Below are 20,234 nucleotides of genomic sequence, written 5' to 3' on the forward strand. Positions count from 1 at the left end.
CGTCGAAGGTGCGTTGTTCGGTTTCGTAGGTGTCGCCGATGGTGCCGGTGAGGGTTTTGGGGTCGGTGAGTGGGGTTCCGTCGGTGTCGACGTACGTGACCGTGACGGTGCCGGTGACGACGGGAACGTCTTTCCACTGGGCGTACAGGCGCAGGTCGCCTGCGGGAATCGTGATGGTGTCGCCGCGGTAGGGCGCGTCGTCATTGCCGTCGGGGCTTTCGCTCCAGCCATCGAAAACCTTGCCCTCGGGAGCGGTGGTGGGGGCTGGCTCGGTTGCCGTGACCGAGGCGACGGGCCCGATGGCCCACACCCTGGTTGCCGGGGCGTCGCCTGAGTCATCGCGTTGCACGACTCGCGTGCCGCCCGCAGTGGAGTCAAACGGTTCGTCGCCGTAGCCCTCCCAATCGCCGCCGTTTGCGTCGTAGCGTATGAACGCCTGCTGCACTGATCCGGCATCGGCTTTGGGGGTGTCGACGGGGAAGTGACGCTGGTCGCTCGTGAGGCCCGTGTTGCTCTCGGCGATGTTGTCGGCGATGCCCGTCAGGTATGGTACGTCGTTCGGCACAAGTGGGAACGTGCCGGGAACCACCTGGGTTGAGCGTGCGTCGCCCGCGAGCACGGTGCTTGCGTTGGCGCTGGGCGTGGGTGTGTCGGTTCCGAGCGCTTTCAGAGGGCTGACCGCATCGTAGTCGTAGCCGCTGGTGCCGTTATCGATGCCGACGTTGCTCTCTACGGTAGCGCCGGCGGGAAGTTCGATGCCGCCAGAAGCGCTGACCTGTCGGTAGTTGCTACTCGACTCGGGGGTTCCATCGCGTCGGAGCGTGTCATTGCCCACGAAGAGGTTGTGTGAGACGACGAGTGGCTGCGCTTTGAGGTAGTTGGTGTCACCAGTGGCCGAGATGGCGCCACCGCGTTGTGCGGAAAACAATGATGTGCCGCGTTCGGCGTAGTTTTGCACAAAGGTGTTGTTGGTGACGATGACCTTGGTACCAAAAGCCTCAAAGGCTCCCCCGGCGCTGGCGTCATCAAAGGTGGTTTGCAGTCCCTGCGCTCTGTTGCGAAAGAATGTATTGTTCTCGAGCGTCGCGAGTGAGCCGTTGCCAGATTGCAGCAGGAGTGCGCCACCCTCGTCGGCAGCGACGTTCTCGCTGAATGTGGTGCCCTTGATGACGGTCTGGCCGGTTTGCGGGCCGGTGATCGGGCGTTCTGAGACGGCGATGGCGCCACCGTCGTTGAGGTTTCGTTGTGAGGCAACGCTGCTGAGCGGAACGGTGTTGCCCTCGAAAACGCTATCGAGCACGGTGAGTCGCCCGTTCATCTGGTGGAAGGCGATGGCTCCGCCGCGCGTGGTTGAGCGGTTTTCGGCGAAGAGTGAGTTCTTGACCGTGAGGTCGGCGGTGCCAGTGAGGCGAATCGCGCCACCGGCATAACCAGGGCCCGTGCCCCAGTTCTTGATTGCCGTGACGTTGCTTAGCGTGCCGGTCATGTCGTTTGAGAGGCTGGTCACCGCTCCCGAACCGGCCCTGTTGCCGAGAAAGCTCGTATCGTGCACTCCGAGGGTGGCAATGCCGGTGAGCGCGATGGCCGATGATCCATCAATGCCAGCGAAGGTGCTGTTCGTGACCGTGACCGTGTCGATGCTTGAGATGCCCACGCCGCCACCGGTTTCACCACCGGGGTCGCCCGTGGGCTCGGCTGCGTTGTGGCCCTGAAACGTGAGGTTGTCGAGGTGCAGGCTGTTCGACCCTTTGCCGATGAAGTTCATGTGGTGCCCGCTCGCGCCAGCGGCGAGTAGCACGGTCGTGCCGCCCTCGGCACCGCGCACCGTGAGCTCGACACCGGCCGCGAGGGTGAGGTTTGTCGGCGCCGAGACGGGGTCAAAGTTGGCTGCGAGTGTGATCTCTGCTTCGCCCGGGGTGAGGCTTGTGATCGCCTCAGCGAGCTCGGTGTATGAGGCGACCTCGGTGAGGCTGGCCGCTTCGGGAGCCGCTTTCGGGCTCGCTCCCGACTCGTCGCTCTCGGTGGTGTGGGCACTGTCGTCTTTGGTGGCGTCGCCTTCAGAGGCAGCTGCTCCGTCGTGACCAGCTTCATCGTCGCCCTGGCCCGCGTCGTCGCCCTGGCCCGCACCGTCGTCGCCCGGATTGGCTGCGTCGCCGTCGCCCGCGCCCGTGTCGCCAGGCTCTCCCGAAGTATCCGCATCGCCGATCACGCCTGCGTCGCCCGAATCGCCGGAATCACCCGGAGCGCCACCCGCCGCACCCTCGTCAGCATCTTCGAGAGCGCTTTTGGCTGCCACAGAATCCATGACCGGCGGATCGCCCGCGCCCTCACTTTGAATAGCTTGTGCCGGGCCGGCGAGCCCGAGCATGGTGAAGAGTAGGGCGCCACTGAGTGTTGCGGCAAGCCAGGCGTTTTGTTTCTGATGTTTCACGTGTTCCCCCGTTGGGCACGAGCGCGATGAGTGTTTGTCTCGCTCTTGTGTGTTGAGCGGGCAGAAGCCCGTTTTTGGGGTCGGGTCATCACAACAAAACCCCAGTGAGTATAGATTCTCGTCTATTGGCGGCAAAAGCAAGTCTTTTGGAGACATGACTCAAGTTCGCAGGAAAATGAGAGTGAAGAAACCCCATAGGAAATAATCGAGGGGTAGGCTGAATTCATGGACGACCCACAGATGAGCCGTGGCAATGATGCCAGCAGGGCTTTTTTCGAAGCACGCGACCAACTTCTCGAACTCGCAGGCAGGCCTGAACTGCAGCGCTCTGAGTTTCGATGGCCCGATGTGGGGCCTGAATTTAACTGGGCGCATGATGTCTTTGACGTGATCGCCGAGGGCAATGACCGCCCCGCGCTCGTCATTGCCGAGGCCGATGGCTCTGAAGAGCAGCGCACTTTTGCCGAGCTCAAGGAGCGTAGCGACCAGGTGGCACAGTGGCTCTTAAAGCAGGGGGCTCGCAAGGGTGACGTGGCGATGCTCATGCTTGGCAACCGCATCGAGCTTTGGGAGATCATGCTCGCCGCGCTCAAGATTGGCGTGGTCATGCTGCCCACCTCGGTCGTGCTCGGCGCACAAGACCTCAATGACCGGGTGAGCCGCGGCCGGGTGCGCTGGGTGTTTGCCGCCCCCGAAGACGCGATGAAGTTTCGCGATGTTCCAGGCGACTACCACGGGGTTGGTGTTGGTCTCGCGAAAGCGACGCAAGATCAACGCGCGGCCCTTTACGACTGGCTCTCGTACGACGAATCACGTTCGGCATCGACCGCGCCCGTCGCGAAGCGCACCAAGAGTATTGAGCCCGCGCTTATCTACTTCACTTCGGGTACGACGAACCTGCCCAAGATCGTCGAGCACTCGCACACGAGCTACCCGCTTGGCCACCTGAGCACGATGGCGTGGATCGGCGTGCGTCCCGGCGACGTGCACTCGGTCGTGAGCGCTCCCGGCTGGGGCAAGCACGCCTGGTCGAGCTTCTTCTCGCCGTGGAACGTGGGCGCGACGATTTTCGTGCTCAACTATGATCGCTTCGACGCCAAGAGCTTCGTGGCCCAGCTCGACCGAGCGGGTGTCAACACGTTCTGCGCGCCGCCAACCGTGTGGCGCATGCTCATTCAGAGCGAGCTGAGCGAGAAGCCCCGCGGTCTGCGTGAGGCCCTCTCGGCCGGTGAGCCGCTCAACCCCGAGGTTATCGCGCGCATTCGCGACTGGTGGGGGCTTGAGATTCGCGACGGCTACGGCCAGACCGAGACGACGGCGCTCGTGGGTACTCTCCCCGGCGAGCCGGTCGTGCCGGGCGCGATGGGCAGGCCACTGCCTGGGGTCGACGCGGTTGTCGTCGATCCGCTGACGGGAGCTGAGGCCGAAGAGGGCGAGGTGTGCCTGCGGCTTGGCCCTGAAGATGGCGGATCGGGCGCTGCGCGCCCAGTGAATCTCATGACCTGCTATTTCGGCAACGAAGAGGCGACCGCGCGGGCGACCGAGGGCGGGCTCTTTCACACTGGAGACGTCGCCGAGCGGGGCGAAGACGGGGTGCTCACGTTTGTGGGGCGCACCGATGACATCTTTAAGTCGAGTGACTACAAGGTTTCACCGTTCGAGGTTGAGAGCGCGCTGCTCGAGCATGCGCTCGTTGCCGAGGCCGCCGTCGTTGGTGCCCCCGACGATACGCGTCTCAACGTCACGAAGGCATACGTTGCGCTCGCCGCGGGTGCCCCAGCGAGCGCCGAGAGCGCGAGCGCGATTCTGGCGCACGCGAGGGCCTCGATGCCCGCCTACATGCGCGTGCGCAGGGTCGAGTTCTGGGAACTGCCGAAGACGGCTTCGGGCAAGATTCGACGGGTTGAGCTGCGGCAGCGCGAGGTCGCGGCCTTCAACTCGGGTGAGCGCCTCGCGGGCGAGTGGCGTGACGACGACTTTCCGCAGCTGAAAGACGGCGGGCGCTAGGCCGCCACGCGCCGGGAGCCGCTCCAGGAGCAGAGCCAGCAGCCGCGATACGGGCCGCGCTACGCACCCTGGCTGAGCGCCGCATACTCGGCTTCGAGCCCCGCGAGCATCGTCGCGAGGCCGAAGTCGAATGCGGCGTCGGCCGCTGAGGCCTCGCCGAGCGATGCCTCGCGTGCCGCGTAGGCGCGCTGAAACGAGGGGGTGCTGTCGCTCACGCCGGGGCGCAGCACCTCACTCGTCGCCGCACGGTCGAGGGCCGCGCCGAGAATGAAGTTTTCGAGGGCCACGACGAGGCTCAGTACCCTGGCGTCAGGCCACCCCGCGTCGATGAGCCCGCGGCACACAGCGTCGTACATCGTGCCCACGCGTGACTGCTCGGTGAGGGGCTGTACCGCGAGTAGGGCGATGGTTGGCGGGTGGGCGGCAAAGGCGAGGCGATATGACTTGGCCCAGCGTTCGAGGGCCGCGATCCACGGTTCAGTGCCAAAGCCGCTCACGTCGATGCGCTCGCTTACGAGCTCGCGTACGCCGCCGATCACGTCTTCGTGACCTGAAACGTGGTTGTAGAGCGCCGAGGGCTGCACCCCGAGTTCGCGCGAGATGTCGCGCATGCTCGCTCCTGCTGCTCCGCGCTCGGTGATGAGGCGCAGCGAGGTTTGCATGATGAGGTCGCGGGTGAGCACGTTCGTCGTTGGTCTGCCCACGCGACGCTTACCGGTTTGCATGTTGCTCCCTCACTTGCTGTGACTCGGCAGTGGCATTGAGCGCGAGTTTCACTGTACACTCCCAGTGTAGATAAAAGAATCACGTTCATTTAACGTGCTGCCATCTTCGATCTTGGAGCAACGATGCCAAACACGACAACGATTTTTACCGGTGGTTCGGTGCTCGTCGACCTCAACCTCGGGGGCGACGAGGCGACGATGAGTGACGCGCTTGCGGTTCAGGGGCACACCATCGTGGCGCTCGGCGACGACGCCAAAGCGCTCATGAACGAGCCAGGAGCCGAGGTCATCGACCTCGAGGGAGGGGTGCTTACCCCGGCGCTCGGCGAGGGGCACGCACACCCGCTGCTCGCGGGCTTTGAAACCCTCGGGCCGGCGGTGCGCGAGGCGAGCGACCTCGACGGCATTCTCGACGCGGTGCGAGAGTGGAAGGCCAGCCACCCAGAAGACGAGTGGATCGTGGGGGCGAGCTACGACGCCACCTTCGCAGAGGGCGGTCTGTTTGATGCCCGGTGGCTTGATGAGGTCACGGGTGATACCCCGACCATTCTTCGGGCGTGGGATTACCACACGGCGTGGGTCAACACCGCAGCGCTGCGGGCTGGCGACATCACGAGCGAGACTCCCGACCCCGAGCTCGGCAGGTACGTGCGCAGGGCCGACGGCTCACCCATGGGCACGCTGCAAGAGACCGCGGCCAACAACTTCCTGGCAGAGGTTGTGCCACCGTACTCCCTCGACACGAGAGTGGGCGCGCTTGAGCACGCGACTCGGGTGTACGCCAGGCAAGGCACCACCTGGGTGCAAGACGCCTGGGTCGACCCCGAGAACATCGAGGTCTATCTCGCCGCCGCCCGTGCCGATCGCCTGCACGCGCGCGTCAATATGGCTTTTCGAGCCGACCCCGCGCTCTGGCGGGAGCAGGTGGCCGAGTTCAGCGCGGCGAGGGCCGCGGTGCGCGAGCTCGGACACGAACGCCTGAGCGGCGAAACCATCAAGTTCTTTCTCGACGGCGTCGTCGAGAGCCACACCGCGGCGCTCATCGCCCCGTACGCTGACAGGCCTGACGAACGCGGCATTCTTAACTGGTCGGTCGATGAGCTCGAGCTCGCGATGCGGGCCTTTGCCGAGGCCGGGTTTCAGCTGCACCTGCACGCGATCGGTGACGCGGCAAACCGGCACGCGCTCGACGGGCTTGAGGCCATCGCTGACATTACGACGCCAGAACGCCCGCACGTTATCGCGCACGTCGCCCTACTGCACCCCGATGACGTGCAGCGCTTCGGAGAGCTCGGGGTCGTTGCGAACTTTGAGCCGTACTGGGCGCAGTGCGATGCCGTGATGCGCGACCTCACGATTCCGCACCTCGGGCATGACCGTGAGGGGCAACAGTACCTCATTCGCTCGGTGCTTGAGAGCGGTGCCACCGTCTCGTTTGGCAGCGACTGGCCCGTCACGACCGAAGACTGGCGCCCGGCGCTCGCGACCGCGATCGACCGGAGAGACCCGAGTGAGGCTGAATCAACGCCCTGGCTTCCTGAAGAGCGCGTCTCGGCGAGGCAGGCTTACGCCGGCTACACCACCGGTATTGCGCGGCAGGCACTCGCTCCAGAGCGAGGAACCCTGACGGTTGGTTCGACGGCCGACCTCGTGTGGCTGAGCGAAAACCCGACCGAGATTGACGTCGCGAAGATCGCCGGGGTACAGGTGCACGGCACCTGGCTCGCGGGGCACCGAACGCATTAACGCACACTGAGCAACGAATTCAAAGGAGCATTCATGACCGATACCGCTACACCCGTCAAGCTGAAGCGCACGCTGGGGCTCGTGAGCCTCACGGCCTTCGGCGTCACCTACATGACGGTGGTGACGGTGTTCACCACCTACGGGTTCGTCAATAAAGAGACGGGCGGTCACCTGCCCGCCGCGTACCTGCTGGCCATCATCGCCATGCTGTTCACGGCGCTCAGTTACGGTGCGATGGTGCGCAAGTACCCGATCGCGGGATCGGCATACACCTACTCGCAGCAGTCGTTTGGCGGCGGTGTCGGCTTCATGACCGGCTGGGTCATGCTGCTCGATTACCTCTTCTTGCCGATGATTAACTTCCTGCTCATCGGCATCTACATGAACACGCAGTTTCCCGCGGTGCCCTCCTGGGCATTCTCGCTCGTGGCCATTGCGCTCGTGCTCGGCTTCAACATTCTCGGTATCAATTTCGTGAGCAAGGCGAACGCCGTCATCATCTCGCTCTCGGTCATTCTCGTCGCGGTGTTCATCGCCCTCGCATTCAAGTCGGCACTCGGCGGCGACACCACGGTTGGGCTGCTTGAGCCCTTCACCTTCGGCGAGGGTGGCATTGGCGCAATTGCCGCTGGCGCTGCGATTCTCGCTCTGTCGTTTCTCGGCTTCGACGCGGTCTCGACCCTCTCTGAAGAGGCGAAGAACCCGCGTCGTGACATTCCCCGAGCGATCGTGCTCGCGACCCTCGTGGGCGGCTTCTTCTTCATTCTCGTCGCCTGGTCTGGCGCGATCGCCTTCGACGTCGACTGGTCGACGATGAGCGAAGCCGAGCTTGATGCGGCTGGCGTGACGGTCATGAAGTTCGTGGGCGGTGATGCGCTCACCTCATTTTTCGTGGCGGTGTTTGTCGCGGGCTCTTTCGGCTCGGCAATGACGAGCCAGGTCTCGGTCTCACGCATCATTTACGCGATGGGTCGCGACGGCGTGCTGCCTCGGGGGCTCGCACGTGTGCACAAGCGCTTCGGCACCCCGATCGTTGCGGCAACGCTCGTGTCGGTTATCTCACTCACCTCGCTGTTCATCTCGCTCGAGATCATCACGCACATGATCAGCTTCGGCGCGCTCGCAGCCTTCATGATGGTGAATCTCTCGGTCATTCGCACCTACCTCTTTCCCCGAGGAGGGCGCACGAAGCCCCTCACCGCGGGCTACCTCTTGCGGTACGGCCTCTTGCCGCTCATCGGAGCAGGCGTGACGGTGTGGCTGTGGAGTTCGCTCGAGACCTTCACGTGGATCGCTGGCGGCATCTGGGTCGTGCTTGGTCTCGGCATCATCGTCGCCGTGACGCGAGGCTTCAAGCGCCCCGTGCCCATGATGGACTTTTCAGAGGAGGGCGCCACGACCCGCGCCATTGACCAGATGGGCGCCGACTACCCCTTCGAGTCGCAGCGCTAGGGCAGTCGCACCACGCGCTCGAGCCCCGGCCATTCGTCGGCCGCGAAGGTGGTCGGCGAGGGGCTCCAGAGCAGTTCTTCGGCGAGCTGGGTATCGGTTTCGGTGTTCCAGAAGACCGAACCGCCCTCGAGCCAGAAGGCGGGGCTTGCGGCGTTGAAGAGTAGCGAGAACTCGCCCTTCGTGTCGCCGGGTTCGAGCATGAGGGCGAGCGTGCCGTTCGTGCCCTCGGGTGAGGCTGGCAGGCCGAGCCCCTCGCTTGGCTCGGCTGCCTCGAAGTGGGCCTGGAAGCCCTGCGTCTTTGCGCCAGAAGCGTCCTGGTATTCGGCTGACCCGGGGTTCTCACCCTCGCCGCTCGCGATGAGCCGCCAGCCGCTCGCTTCGATTGCGGGCACGATCGTCTCGAGAAACTCGTCGCTCGTGAGCGGTGCCTCGCAGCGCCAGTTGCTGTAGAGCGTGTACTGGCTGTCGTCGAACGAGGTGCCCTCGTACACGCTTAACCCGCTGCCCCCGCTCAGCCGCCACTCGGTGGGGCAGGCTGCCGTGCGTGCGGGCGTGAGAAATGTGTTGAAGGCTTGCCAGCGCTCGGTTTGTAGTTGCATGGCGACCTCGCCATCAATGTTCTGGGAATCGTGTGAAACGTGGATCGGCGCCGTGCTCTGCACCCCGGTGACGAAGGCGAGGGCAAGCGGTGCCACCAAGACTGCGGCGGGGCCGCTGAAGCGCCACGGCCCCCAGTCATCTTTGGCGGGCAGCGCGATCGCGCCCACGATCGCACCGGCGAGGGCGATGACGAACAGTGCGGTCGCGGTGCCCATGAGCGCGGTGAGCCCGCGCGCGCTCGCCGTCACCGCCCCGCCCTGCAGGTCGCTTCGCACCACGATGGCTATTGCGACGGCGCTTACCCACGCTGTCACCATGAGCGCGCTGATGGGCGCGGGCGCGGTCTCGTGCCCGCGGGCCTTCAGAACCCACTGGGGGAGCGAGCTCAACAGCCCGAAGGTTACGAGCACGACCGGCGAAAGGTACAGCATGACGATGGTGACAAGGCCGTCGTGCGAGTTCGTGAGGGCGAAGGCGATAAGCACCACCGGCAAAAGCCACGAGATCCACGTCCAACAACGCCACACGCCGCGATCGAAGGGGTGGTCGCTCACGGGCGTAGCCTCAGTCATGCGCTCATTCTTTCACAGTGCGAGCGGGCCCGCGGCATGCGTTTAGGCTGCCTGGCGGCTCGCGGCGAGCAGCTCTTCCTGCGTGGGGAGGATGATCGCCTGCGGGTGCATAATCGCAATCGGCTGTGTCTTGAGGAGGGCCTCGGCGAACTCGGTTGGCGTGGGCATCGTGAGCAGGTTCGCGGCGAGTGCCAGCTTGCGCTCGTGGCGTGCTCGGCGCGTTGCGGTGATGAACCCGTGAAGGCCGATGCCTGCCCAGACGACGTTCGAGAAGAAGGCCGGCCATGCGCCGAAAGCGATGGCCCCGGCTGCCGCGAAAGCGCCGCCGATCATGTTGAGAGCAGCGTAGCGCCTGCCGGTCGGCGAAACGATGCCACGGGTGATGAGAATATAGGCCGAGAGGGTACCCACTGTTCCGATCCAACCGAGTGCCGTACCGATCATGTCTTCCATCGCTGCTCCTTCCGAGGGTCTTGAGGCGCCATCGAGATCAGGCACCGAGACTCAATTGTGATCTTTTTCTTGTTTTAGCGCAATTGGATAATGTGATACTGAGCATTTAGAATTTCTTAATATGAAAATCACGGTTTCTCGGCTGCCGTATTTGCTGCAGATTTCGCGCAGCGGCGGCGTGCTCGCGGCGGCTGACGCCATGCGTTTGACACCCTCTGCGGTGTCTCAGCAACTCGCTCGACTTGAGGCAGAAGTGGGGGTTCCGCTCGTTGAACGCTCACCGCGCGGGGTGAGCCCGACGGCCGCCGGGCGCGAGTTGATCGAGCTCGCCGAGAACGTCGAGCGTGAGGTCAACGAGGCGGCCCTGCGCGTCGCGGCGGCGAGCCAGCTGCCGAGCGGCCGGGTGCGTCTCGGTGCCTTTCAAAGTTTTATCTCGGCCGTGCTCGCGCCCGCCCTGCCACGCTGGAAGGACGAACTCGCAGGCGTGCAACTCGAGGTCGTTGAGGCCGAACAGGCCGAGCTCGTGCGCGCCTTGCGTGCCGCCGATGTCGATCTCATCGTCACCGAGCGTGACGACTCGATGAAGCCGGTGCCGCTCGGCCCAGAGATTCGCGAGATCACCCTCATGTATGACCCCTGGCTGCTCGTCGTGCCAGCCGGTACCCAGGCCGCACTCGGCGTCGTCGAGCTCGAGCGTTTGCAGGTGCCGTGGCTCGAGCTCGACGGGGCAGCGGGAGGGGTCGGGGCCGTGCGCCGCGTGCGCCGTGGGCTCAGTGACTCAGAGACCTCGCCGCACCGTTACGCCGGCTACCACGCTGCTCTCGCGATGATCGCCGCGGGAGAGGGTGCAACCCTCATGCCGCAACTGGCTCTGCAGGGTGAGCTGCCCCCGGGCGTCGAGACCCACGAGCTGCCGGGCCTCGGTTTTCGCCGTATCTCGCTTTGCTACCGCGAATCGCGTCGCCCGAACCCGGCTCTGCGCGCGGCCATCAATTTCGTGCGCGGCTTCGTCGCGGCCGGTGACGAGGGTGGTGAAGGCGCCGAAGCCCAGAGCTGAGCTTGCGGTGAGAGATCGGCCCGATGCGGGATTGGGCCTTAAAGGATGCCGCAGCCCGGTGAGACCGTCGTGCCGCACATGACGCCCACGATCGTTGCGAAGAGAATGGCGAGGGTAAAGAACGTCGCCGTCACCACGGGCGAGACGAAGAGCATGATGATCGACCAGATTGAGAGCCTCGTGCGAGCCGTACGCCCGCCAGATTTCGCAACCAGGAAGCACACGAAGGCGGCGATCCACAGCACAATCGAGACGGGCAGCAGAAAAAGCATCATGATCGCCATCTCGCCCACCGCGGCCACCGCGGCCTCAACCGTGGCCGACTGCCAAAACGGCACGAAGAACATGATGATGAAGGGCACCATCGCGGCTGCTAAGAGCACGAGGCTCGTGATGAGCAGCGGCTCACCGTTGCGGGGCTGGCTTGCAGCGCTTGGCTGGCTTGCCGAGCGGGGCTGGCTTGTCGGTGCCGGCGCTGAGCGTTGCGCCAGGGCAATCTGTGCGTGAATGACCGGCTGCACAACCGCGACGCTCCAACCGGCTGCGACGAGCTCGCCCTCGATAACGGTTCCGCTCGCTCCCGCGACGAGGCGATCTGCAATGTACTGCTCGAGTGCGTTCATAATGTTAGTTTGCCATGGCCCAGGGTGCCCAGCTCAGAGACCTAAAGCACCCTGAACCATGAATCTGCTAGATCTGGCCGATCGCTTCGCGCTTCTCGGCCTGGAACGTGTCTTCCTTGCGGCCGTGAGCCCAGTACGCCGACAGTGAGAGCTGTGCACGCTCGAGGCCGCGCTCATCGGTGAAGTAGGGGCGCAGAGCCTTCATTGCGCCGCGCTCGCCGTGTGCAAAGACCTGAACGCGCCCCTCGCGCCACTCGGTCGCACGAACTGCGTCAGCGAGCAGGGTTGTCGTTCCGGCCTCCTGACCATCGCGGTGCAGCCACTCGACGGTGATGCCAGCGGGTGCGCTCAGCTCAAGGTGATCGGCTGGGCCGTCGACCTCGATGAGGGCAACACCCTGGGCTTCGGCCGGCATGGCCTCGAGTGCCGAGGCAATGGCAGGAAGCGCGGCGTCGTCGCCCGCGAGCAGGTGCCAGTCGGCGGTTTCGTCAGGGCGGTACCCGCCGCCGATGCCGCCGAGCACGACCGCGTCACCCGGCTTCGCGCTGCCGGCCCAGGGGCCAGCAATGCCCTCGGTGCCGTGCACGACGAAGTCGATCCACAGCTGCCCATTGTCGAGGTCAAAGCGGCGAATCGAGTAGGTGCGGCGCGAGGGCATGAGCTCGGGGCCAAGCGTCTCGCGCAGCGCCTCGAGGTCGTAGGGTGGGGTCACGTCGGTGCCGGGGTGCGCGAAGAGCATCTTCGTGTAAGCGTCGGTGAAGCCGTTGTTCTCGACCTCGGCCATGCCTGCGCCGCCCGCAACGATGCGCACCATGCGAGGCGAAAGTTGAATGCGCTCAATAACCTCGAGCACGATCTGGGTGCGCTTGGGTCGTGGGCTTGGCGTCGTTGTCTGGCTCATGGGCACCCTCTCGTGGTGGTCGTAACACGTGTCTCAAGTAAGGCAAGCCTAACTGAGTGGTCTGGGTGTCGCGCTAGAGGGTGTGTTTCATCGCCCGCACCAGGTGTTCAGAAAGAAAAGCTTGACGGCCGTCTATTTTCGATGTCAAGATAAGCGACAGGAGTGCCGAAGCTTCAGTGCTTTCGCCGCGTTCATGCAGTTGAATGAGTGTGGTGTTTGTTCGGCTGAATAGGGAAGGCCCGCCCGTGAGGGAAGAGGAGCTCGGTAACTTGCGGGCGTGATGCCAGTGCAGAACGACCGCCGCACAGATGTTTGGGGGAACACACGGTGGCCATGCACACGCAAAAACGGGCATTTCACACTCGCGCACTCGGCTGGTTCAGCGCCGCGCTCATTGCAATGACGGGCTCGTTGACACTCGTCGCGCCGGCGCACGCAGAGGAGCCGGCAGGAAATATCACCGACTTTGAACTGGCCATCATTGACGATGGAACGAGTGAGGTGCCAGGCGATACCTCGCCGACTGACGGGCTGGTTGCGCTCGGCAATCAAGTGACGTTTGACTGGGCGCTCACGCTCAATTCGCTTGAAAACGGTGTGCTCACGCAAGAACTTCCCGAGGGCTGGAGTTGGGATGACGGCTCGCTTATGGTCTCGGGGCTGAATAACCCGAGCGGTCTGAGGGGCTATACCTCGACGTATACGATCTCCCCCGACGGCCGTCTGCTTACGGTAAACCTCTCGTCGGCAGTAACCGGTTCGGGCTCGCAAGAAATTGAGTTCAGGCCCCTCACCGCTAATGTCAACCGAGCGTCGGCTGTTGTGGGATACGAGTATGCCCCGACAGCCAGCGTGACTGATGGTGTTGAAACGAGAACGTTTGCAGCGACGGGTGACCCGCAAACCGTCACGGTCGTTGGGTTTTATTCGTTCGACCTGAGCCAGACCACTCGCACGGCAACCGGCGGTGTCGAGACAGCCGCCGGTGACGAAAAAGACTTCGGCCAGGGGCCGGAGCCGGCGGTCGCGCACACCTACCGAGTGGTCATCACTCAAGCAAAACCAACGGTCATCGGTACACGGCCGGCTGAGTGGGCAGCGCCACTGCGCATTCGTGACACCTACTCTTTCACGAATGATGAAACGCAGCCAGCGCATATTCCGAGCGTGATTGAGATCGTTGGCACCAGTAGCTCAGCCGTGCAGGCGTCACTCGACAAGATTGACACTGAGGCAGGGGTTTTCGATCTGCTGGTTAGCGGAAATATTGAGGCCATTGAACGTGTCTGGGTTGATGTTTCAATCTTGATTCCGAAGCGTTTGACCCCCATGGAGCCCGCAACGGCGATTCCTTCGGCAAGCAAGATTAGCCAGACCGACGACGATCCATGGACGACGGTTGGTGGCGATATCGTCATTGAAAACAATGACAACAATAACCGTGCGACCGCGAGCTATCGCCTCGCTGACCCTGACACGCGCCCCCCGACAATACAGTCTGCGTCGCTGACGACGGCCCTCGTTGACGGGAAGAGTATTACCCAAACACGCAACAACGCCAAGGTGTTCCCTGGGTACGAGTACCATCATCGTCTCGCATACCGCCCGCAGCTGCAAAGGCCGTATGGTGAAACCGCATGGCAGTCGGTTACTTCGACAGACATGAATTTTTTTTGACTTCTGGGACAATACTGATTCATCGCTCGCGGGCAACGGCTTTGTGCAGTATGACAATGGCGAACAACTCGAAGAGGGTGTCGATTATCGGGTGCTGTATACCGAAGAGGCTGCGCCAGACTTCTTGGTACGCCCCCTGAAAAAGGACCCGTTCGAGCTTCTATGGGTGCCGAGCGACGAGTTTACGGGCGATATCAAGAACGTGAACGGTGTTCGGTACGAGTACATCGCCAATGATGGCGCCCTCAAAACCGAGTCTCAAAACCCGACGAGCATCAATACTTTTCGCGTGCTCGCCTACCCGAAGTTCGTTGTGACGAGAGCGTTGCCTGTCGAGGCCGATGACCTTGCCAAACTCACTCACGTTGGTGCCGAGCGGTCGAACATTGTGTGGGAACCGCCGAGGCAGAGTAAAACAGACTCGCAAGACTCGATGTTTGTTCGTGCGGGGAGCGCAAGTCTCAACGCCAAGGGCATGGCGCTCACCGAGGCCGGTGAGGTGCAGAAGCCAGAGAGCACGAGGCTCAACGCCGGACAGGCGGTGCGGTATCAGCTCAACCCTGCGATTGGTGTGGTTCACGGTGGCCCACCAGTTGGCGAAGACGGTGGCTTCGAGATCACCGGCGCTACGCTTCGGCTGATGCTGCCCGAAAACCTGCAGCTTTCAACACTCGACTTTTCTCGGGTTGATGCCGAGCGATGGAGCTGGAAGCTGGGCGAAACCGATGCCTCAGGGCAAACAGAACTCCTGTTCACCTACCTCCCGAAGCTGCGCTACGGTGAATCGCTCGGCGGGCCCGTTGAATTCGACGTACGCACCTCACTCATCGCGCCGCCGAACGGTGGCACCTTTGTCGTTCCCGTGCAGTTTGGTGCTGATCACGTGTTTGAAAACACGGGGGCGACGCTCGAGAAACAGGTCTCGATGGTTGCTGGCCAAGTGAACGTGGCCCAGTACGAGCAGCACGTCGTGAACCCCCAGCTTGAAGCCGGCGAGCAGGCCATGTTTGAGATTGTCTGGTTTAACTTTCTCAGCACGAGCCAGGAGCACAGCTCATTTGTGACCGTCTTGCCGCACGCAGGCGATGGTCGCGGCACCTCGGTTCATGGTGAGATCTCGCTCGCGAGCGCATCGCTTACTGTGCACGATTCGCAGCAAGCGGTGCTGTTGATCACGACTGACAAGAGCGTGCAGCAGGTTCCGCGCCCCCAGGCTCCAGCCGATGATCTTGAGTGGATCGCGTACGACTCAGCGACACCCGAGCAACGTGCCGCCGCGACGGCCCTGAAGGTAGACGTTGGCGAGCTGGTCTCTGGTGCGAACAGCAACGGAAAGCTCAGTTATACCCTTAACCTGCCCGATTCGATGTCGGGCGACACCCTCGGCAACACCGCGAGCGGATCGGTCATGAACGGTGCCACACTGCTGCCTGAGGGCGAGGCGACCCACGCGAATGTGGTGGGCGGCACGATTCAGGGCACGGTGTGGGAGGACACCAATGCGAATGGAAAGCAGGAGACAACCGAACCAGTGCTTCCGGGTGTGAGCGTTTCGCTGTACGCAAGCGATGACTCGTCGAACGGCTCCTCAGATGCAACGCCACAGTATGTCGTCACCACCGATGCGTCAGGCAAGTACCGTTTTTCGGGGCTTGTCTCGGGCGAATACACGGTTCACATTGACGAGGGGTCGTTGCCGAGCACGTCGGGCGTATGGTCAAACACCTTCGCGCCAAGCGGTGGCAGCGAGAGTACCTCTGGCACGATCCACCTCACTCGTGGAGCAACGATTACTGGCCAGGACTTTGGGTACTTCGTCCAGGCACCAGCGATCGAAGTGACGAAAACCGGTACAGCCCCCGGCATTGTGAAGGTGGGCGAACCCGTTGAATGGTTCTTTACGATCACGAATACAGGCAACGTCGAGCTGAGCGATGTCGAGCTGAGCGACGAACTCGCTGGGCTGAGCGAGATTGCCTTTGACGCATGGCCCGATCCCGAAGCACCGGGCGTACTGCCCGCGGGCAAGAGCGTGACCGCCCATGCTTCGTCGGGGCTTACCCAGGCCGAGATTGACGCGGCAGAGGCGAAGAACATCGTCACCGTGACCGCTGAATCGGCCGTTGCCACCGAGCCCCTCACCGACAGTGCCACGGCGAAGGTTGCAATCGCGGGCGCAGCGGGCATCCAGGTGACCAAGCAGGCCTCGATCGCCGGTCGCGACGACGCGGGCGACGCTGGGCCGGGCGACACCATTGAGTACTCGTTTGAGGTTGAAAATACCGGTCAGGTGACGCTTGTGGGGGTCGAACTCTACGATCCGCTGCTTGGCATGTCAAAGGTGACCTACGGGGCATGGCCAGGCGATGAAGGCCAGCTGAAGCCGGGGGAGCGCGTGAGCGCGAGCGCCACGGTTGAGATTACGCAAGAACACGTTGATGCTGGCGGTGTGCAAAACATCGTCACCGCCACGGCAGAAACCCCTGCGGGTGCGACGGTGAGTGACGACGACAAGGCGACGATACCGCTTGCCGCGGTTGGCAGTCTTGAACTTGAGAAGACCGTCGCCGTTCAGGGCCGCGATGACCCCGATGAGACCGTCGTGGGCGACATTCTCATGTACTCGTTCACGGTCGAAAATACCGGCGGGCTGACGCTGAGCGAAGTCACCATCGTCGATGAGCTCTTATCGGGTGCGGCCGGCGTCACCGTTGACTCCTGGCCGGGCGCCGATGGTGTGCTCAAACCAGGCGAGACGGTCACTGCCAAGGGCAGCCTCACGGTGACCCAGCAGCACATTGACGAGGGCGGCATTGAAAACGTCGCCACGGCAACGGGCAAGACCCCGAAGGGCGTCACCGTCAGCGATGACGACCGTGCGGCGCTCAGCCTGCCCGGTGTCTCCGGTATTGATCTCGTGAAGCGCGGCACGGTTGTTGGATCTCAGGGATCAGACTCCAAGCCCGAGGCCGGTGACACTGTTTCTTACGAGTTCGTGGTCACGAACACCGGAACGCTCACGCTGAGCGACGTGCGACTTGCCGACGAACTCGAGGGGCTCTCAGAGATCACCTTTGGCGCCTGGCCAGGCGATGAGGGGCAGTTGAGCCCAGGAGATGAGGTCACCGCGACCGCAGAGCTTGAGATCACGCAGGAGCACCTCGACGCTGGCTCGGTGCTGCACAACACTGCCTCGGCCCTGGCCAATGCCCCCGATGGGAGCGAGGTAATCGGGTTCGACGACTACGACCTCGCGCTCGATACGGTGGCCCTCATCGACCTCGACAAGACGGTGACGGTACTCAGCCGAGGGCAAGTGAACTCAGAGCTGCTGTACACCTTCACGGTGACCAACGTGGGCAAAGTGACGCTGAACGAAGTGGCCGTCACCGATCCGCTCCCCGGGCTTCACGACTGGGCAACCGGCGAGTGGCCAAACCCCGACGCCGAGGGCAGCCTCGCACCGGGAGAATCGGTGCAGATGACGGCAAAGCTGACCGTCGCCCAGGCCCACGTTGACGCTGGAGCGATCAACAACACCGCGACGGCAGCGGGAGTGCCCGCGCAGCCTGACGCCGAAACGGTGACGAGTAGTAACAGCGCTTCGCTGATGCTGAACAACGCTCCCGGCATCGATCTCGATAAGACGGTGACGGTGCTCAGCCGTGGCCAGGTGAACTCAGAAGTCGAGTACACCTTCGTCGTGACGAACGTGGGTAAATCGACGCTCACCGGGGTGACGCTCGATGATCCGCTGATCGCCGAAGAAGACCTGGTGTATGGTGCCTGGCCAGACCCGGCCGCCGAGGGCACCCTCGCTCCCGGCCAGTCGGTGACGGCGACCGCTCGGCTCACGATCTCGCAGGCGCACGTCAACGCGGGCGAGCTGAAGAACACGGCGAGCGTGACCGGCAAGAGCAGCAGGCCCGCCGGCGACACTGTCACCCACAGCGACACCGCGGCGCTGAGCTTCGAGGTGACGGCACTCATCGACCTCGACAAGTCGGTCACCCTCACCGATAGCGGCGCGCTCGGTTCACTCGCCGAATACACGTTTGTGATCACGAACGTGGGCAAGGTGACACTCACCGACGTGCAGCTCGCCGACTCGCTCGAGGGCCTCTCGGCCGTGACCTTTGGCGACTGGCCAGACCCGGCTGCCGAAGGCACCCTTGACCCTGGTCAGTCAGTGACGGCGACCGCGAGCCTCAACGTCACCCAGGCACACCTCGACTCGGGAAGCCTCACGAACACCGCGACGGTTCAGTCGAAGAGCCCCGCGGGAGACACCGTGAGCGATGTTGACACGATCACGGCGCGCTTCACCCAGACACCAGAGGTGAGTCTCACGAAGGAATCGGCGCTCTCAGCCGACGGCGGCAGCATCACGTACACGATGACCGCCCGAAACAGTGGCAATGTGACCCTGACCGACGTCACCGTGAGCGATGAACTCGAGGGGCTCTCGGGGCTCGAAGTCGCGTGGCCGGGCGATGAAGGCACCCTCGCGCCGGGCGAAGTGGTGGTCGCGACCGCCACGCTCAGCATCACGCAGCAGCACCGAGATGAGGGCACGGTCACGAATACCGCGCACGTCACTGCTGTTGGTGTCACAACCGCGGTGAACGATGAAGCGAGCGTGACAACGCTCATTCCTGGCGCTGCGGCGCTCGCGCTGGAGAAGGAAGCGGCTATCGTTGGCGGGAAAGACCCGGCAGACGCGGTCGCTGGTGACACCGCCGAGTTCTCGTTCGCGCTTACGAATAGCGGATCGCTGACATTGCGCGACGTGACCATCACCGACGCGCTTGCGGGACTCAGCGAGGTGACCTACGGCGAGTGGCCCGATGCCGCACGGCCGGGTGTGCTTGCGCCGGGAGATACCGTCACGGCGACTGCGACGTTGAAGCTGACACAACAGCACATCGACCGCGGCCTGCTCACGAACCGAGCCGAGGCGACGGGGCTCTCGCTGAGCGGTGACGCTGAGGCGAACACTGCCGCCGAGGCCTCACTCACCTTCGACGCGCTACCGCTTGTATCGCTCTCGAAGCACGCAGAGGTTCTGGGCGAGGGCATCGTGGGCGACACCGTTCGCTACGACTTTGAGATCACGAACGCGGGCAAGTCGACGCTTCATGACATCACGCTTTATGACGAACTCGAAGGCCTCGGCGAGATCACCTTCGCCGAGTGGCCCGAGACCAAGGGCACCCTCTTGCCCGGTGAGTCGGTGACGGCATTTGCTGAGATTGACATCACTCAGAGCCACGTCGACCTGGGCAAGCTCGTGAACACCGCCTCGGTCGTCGCTACACATGATGGTGGCGAGGTGACCGATACTGCCGAAGCGAGCGTGACCTTGGTGCAGGCCCCGGGGCTGAGCCTTATCAAGCGTGCAGAGCTGAACGCAGCTGAGACCGAGATCACCTACGAGATTGAGGCGCACAACAGCGGTAATGTGACGCTCAGTAACGTCTCGCTCGTCGACACGCTGCCCGGTCTCAGCGAGCTCGAGACCGTGTGGCCTGGCGCCGAGGGCACGCTCGCACCGGGCGAAACGGTTCAGGCAACCGCGACACTGAGCATCACCGACGAGCACCGCGGCACCACGGTCGTGAATACCGCGACAGTGTCTGCGGAGGTGCCGGGCGGCGATGTGATCACCGACGCAGCGAGTGCCGAGGTAGCGGTTGCGGCAGAGCAGACACCGGAGGGCCCCGACGATGGCGGGCCAGGAGACGACGGCAAGGGTGACGGCAAGGGCGACAGCAAGGGCGATGGCAAGGGTGACAAGCCCGGTGGCATGCTCGGCAACACCGGCGGTGCGAGCCTCACTGGTCTCGCGGTGCTCGCCCTCGTTGCCCTCGCCGGTGGCACACTGCTCGTGCGCCGAAGGAGCAGGACCTAGGCACTGAAACGACAAAGCGCGGGTCGCATCATGCGACCCGCGCTCCTGGGGGAGTGCCTCGGGCTTGGTACCAGGTGAG

The 20,234-nt window shown here is 63.5% G+C and carries 12 protein-coding genes; 6 read left to right on the plus strand and 6 right to left on the minus strand.

What is annotated here, in order from left to right; translation table 11 throughout:
* A partial coding sequence (locus KTJ78_RS13880; RefSeq protein WP_217133279.1) for a right-handed parallel beta-helix repeat-containing protein occupies positions 1-2,431 on the minus strand: 2,431 nt, incomplete at its 3' end.
* A gap of 225 nt (positions 2,432-2,656) precedes the next feature.
* Here KTJ78_RS13880 and KTJ78_RS05130 point away from each other — a divergent pair.
* Positions 2,657-4,438 (plus strand): AMP-binding protein, encoded by a 1,782-nt coding sequence (locus KTJ78_RS05130; RefSeq protein ID WP_254259418.1) that lies wholly within the window; start codon positions 2,657-2,659, stop codon positions 4,436-4,438.
* Positions 4,439-4,497: 59 nt separating this feature from the next.
* Here the strand turns inward: KTJ78_RS05130 and KTJ78_RS05135 are convergent, their stop codons facing one another.
* The gene (locus KTJ78_RS05135; protein ID WP_217133284.1) at positions 4,498-5,163 is read right to left on the minus strand and encodes a TetR/AcrR family transcriptional regulator; all 666 of its coding nucleotides are present in this window, start codon (positions 5,161-5,163) and stop codon (positions 4,498-4,500) included.
* A gap of 123 nt (positions 5,164-5,286) precedes the next feature.
* Here KTJ78_RS05135 and KTJ78_RS05140 point away from each other — a divergent pair, with 123 nt between their 5' ends.
* Complete coding sequence (locus KTJ78_RS05140; RefSeq protein WP_217133285.1) at positions 5,287-6,909, plus strand: amidohydrolase; 1,623 nt, start codon at positions 5,287-5,289, stop codon at positions 6,907-6,909.
* A 33-nt stretch (positions 6,910-6,942) separates the two neighbouring features.
* Positions 6,943-8,361 carry an APC family permease gene (locus tag KTJ78_RS05145; protein WP_217133286.1) on the plus strand — a complete coding sequence of 473 codons (1,419 nt, stop codon included), beginning with the start codon at positions 6,943-6,945 and terminating at the stop codon, positions 8,359-8,361.
* On the opposite strand, the gene KTJ78_RS05150 is transcribed toward KTJ78_RS05145, so the two are convergent.
* Positions 8,358-9,533 (minus strand): hypothetical protein, encoded by a 1,176-nt coding sequence (locus KTJ78_RS05150; RefSeq protein ID WP_217133287.1) that lies wholly within the window; start codon positions 9,531-9,533, stop codon positions 8,358-8,360. The genes KTJ78_RS05145 and KTJ78_RS05150 overlap by 4 nt on opposite strands.
* Positions 9,534-9,575: 42 nt before the next feature.
* A complete protein-coding gene (locus tag KTJ78_RS05155) occupies positions 9,576-9,986 on the minus strand; it encodes a CBU_0592 family membrane protein (RefSeq protein ID WP_217133288.1) in 411 nt (136 codons plus the stop codon).
* Positions 9,987-10,107: 121 nt separating this feature from the next.
* Here KTJ78_RS05155 and KTJ78_RS05160 point away from each other — a divergent pair, with 121 nt between their 5' ends.
* Positions 10,108-11,043, plus strand: a complete 936-nt coding sequence (locus KTJ78_RS05160) for a LysR family transcriptional regulator (protein WP_217133289.1) — start codon at positions 10,108-10,110, stop codon at positions 11,041-11,043.
* 38 nt (positions 11,044-11,081) lie between these two features.
* Here the strand turns inward: KTJ78_RS05160 and KTJ78_RS05165 are convergent, their stop codons facing one another.
* Both KTJ78_RS05165 and KTJ78_RS05170 read right to left on the minus strand, forming a co-directional pair.
* A complete protein-coding gene (locus tag KTJ78_RS05165) occupies positions 11,082-11,666 on the minus strand; it encodes a hypothetical protein (protein WP_217133290.1) in 585 nt (194 codons plus the stop codon).
* Between the two features lie 67 nt (positions 11,667-11,733).
* On the minus strand, positions 11,734-12,567 hold the full coding sequence (locus KTJ78_RS05170) for a siderophore-interacting protein (RefSeq protein ID WP_217133291.1): 834 nt from the start codon (positions 12,565-12,567) through the stop codon (positions 11,734-11,736).
* A 333-nt stretch (positions 12,568-12,900) separates the two neighbouring features.
* Between KTJ78_RS05170 and KTJ78_RS05175 the strand changes: the two genes are divergently transcribed.
* Positions 12,901-14,244: a hypothetical protein gene (locus KTJ78_RS05175; protein ID WP_217133292.1), complete on the plus strand. Its 1,344-nt coding sequence runs from the start codon at positions 12,901-12,903 to the stop codon at positions 14,242-14,244.
* 43 nt (positions 14,245-14,287) lie between these two features.
* Positions 14,288-20,155: a CLIPPER-2 domain-containing protein gene (locus tag KTJ78_RS05180; protein WP_217133293.1), complete on the plus strand. Its 5,868-nt coding sequence runs from the start codon at positions 14,288-14,290 to the stop codon at positions 20,153-20,155.
* Positions 20,156-20,234 lie beyond the last annotated feature (79 nt).

The organism is Leucobacter chinensis (genome assembly GCF_019049105.1).
GTDB lineage: Bacteria > Actinomycetota > Actinomycetes > Actinomycetales > Microbacteriaceae > Leucobacter_A > Leucobacter_A chinensis.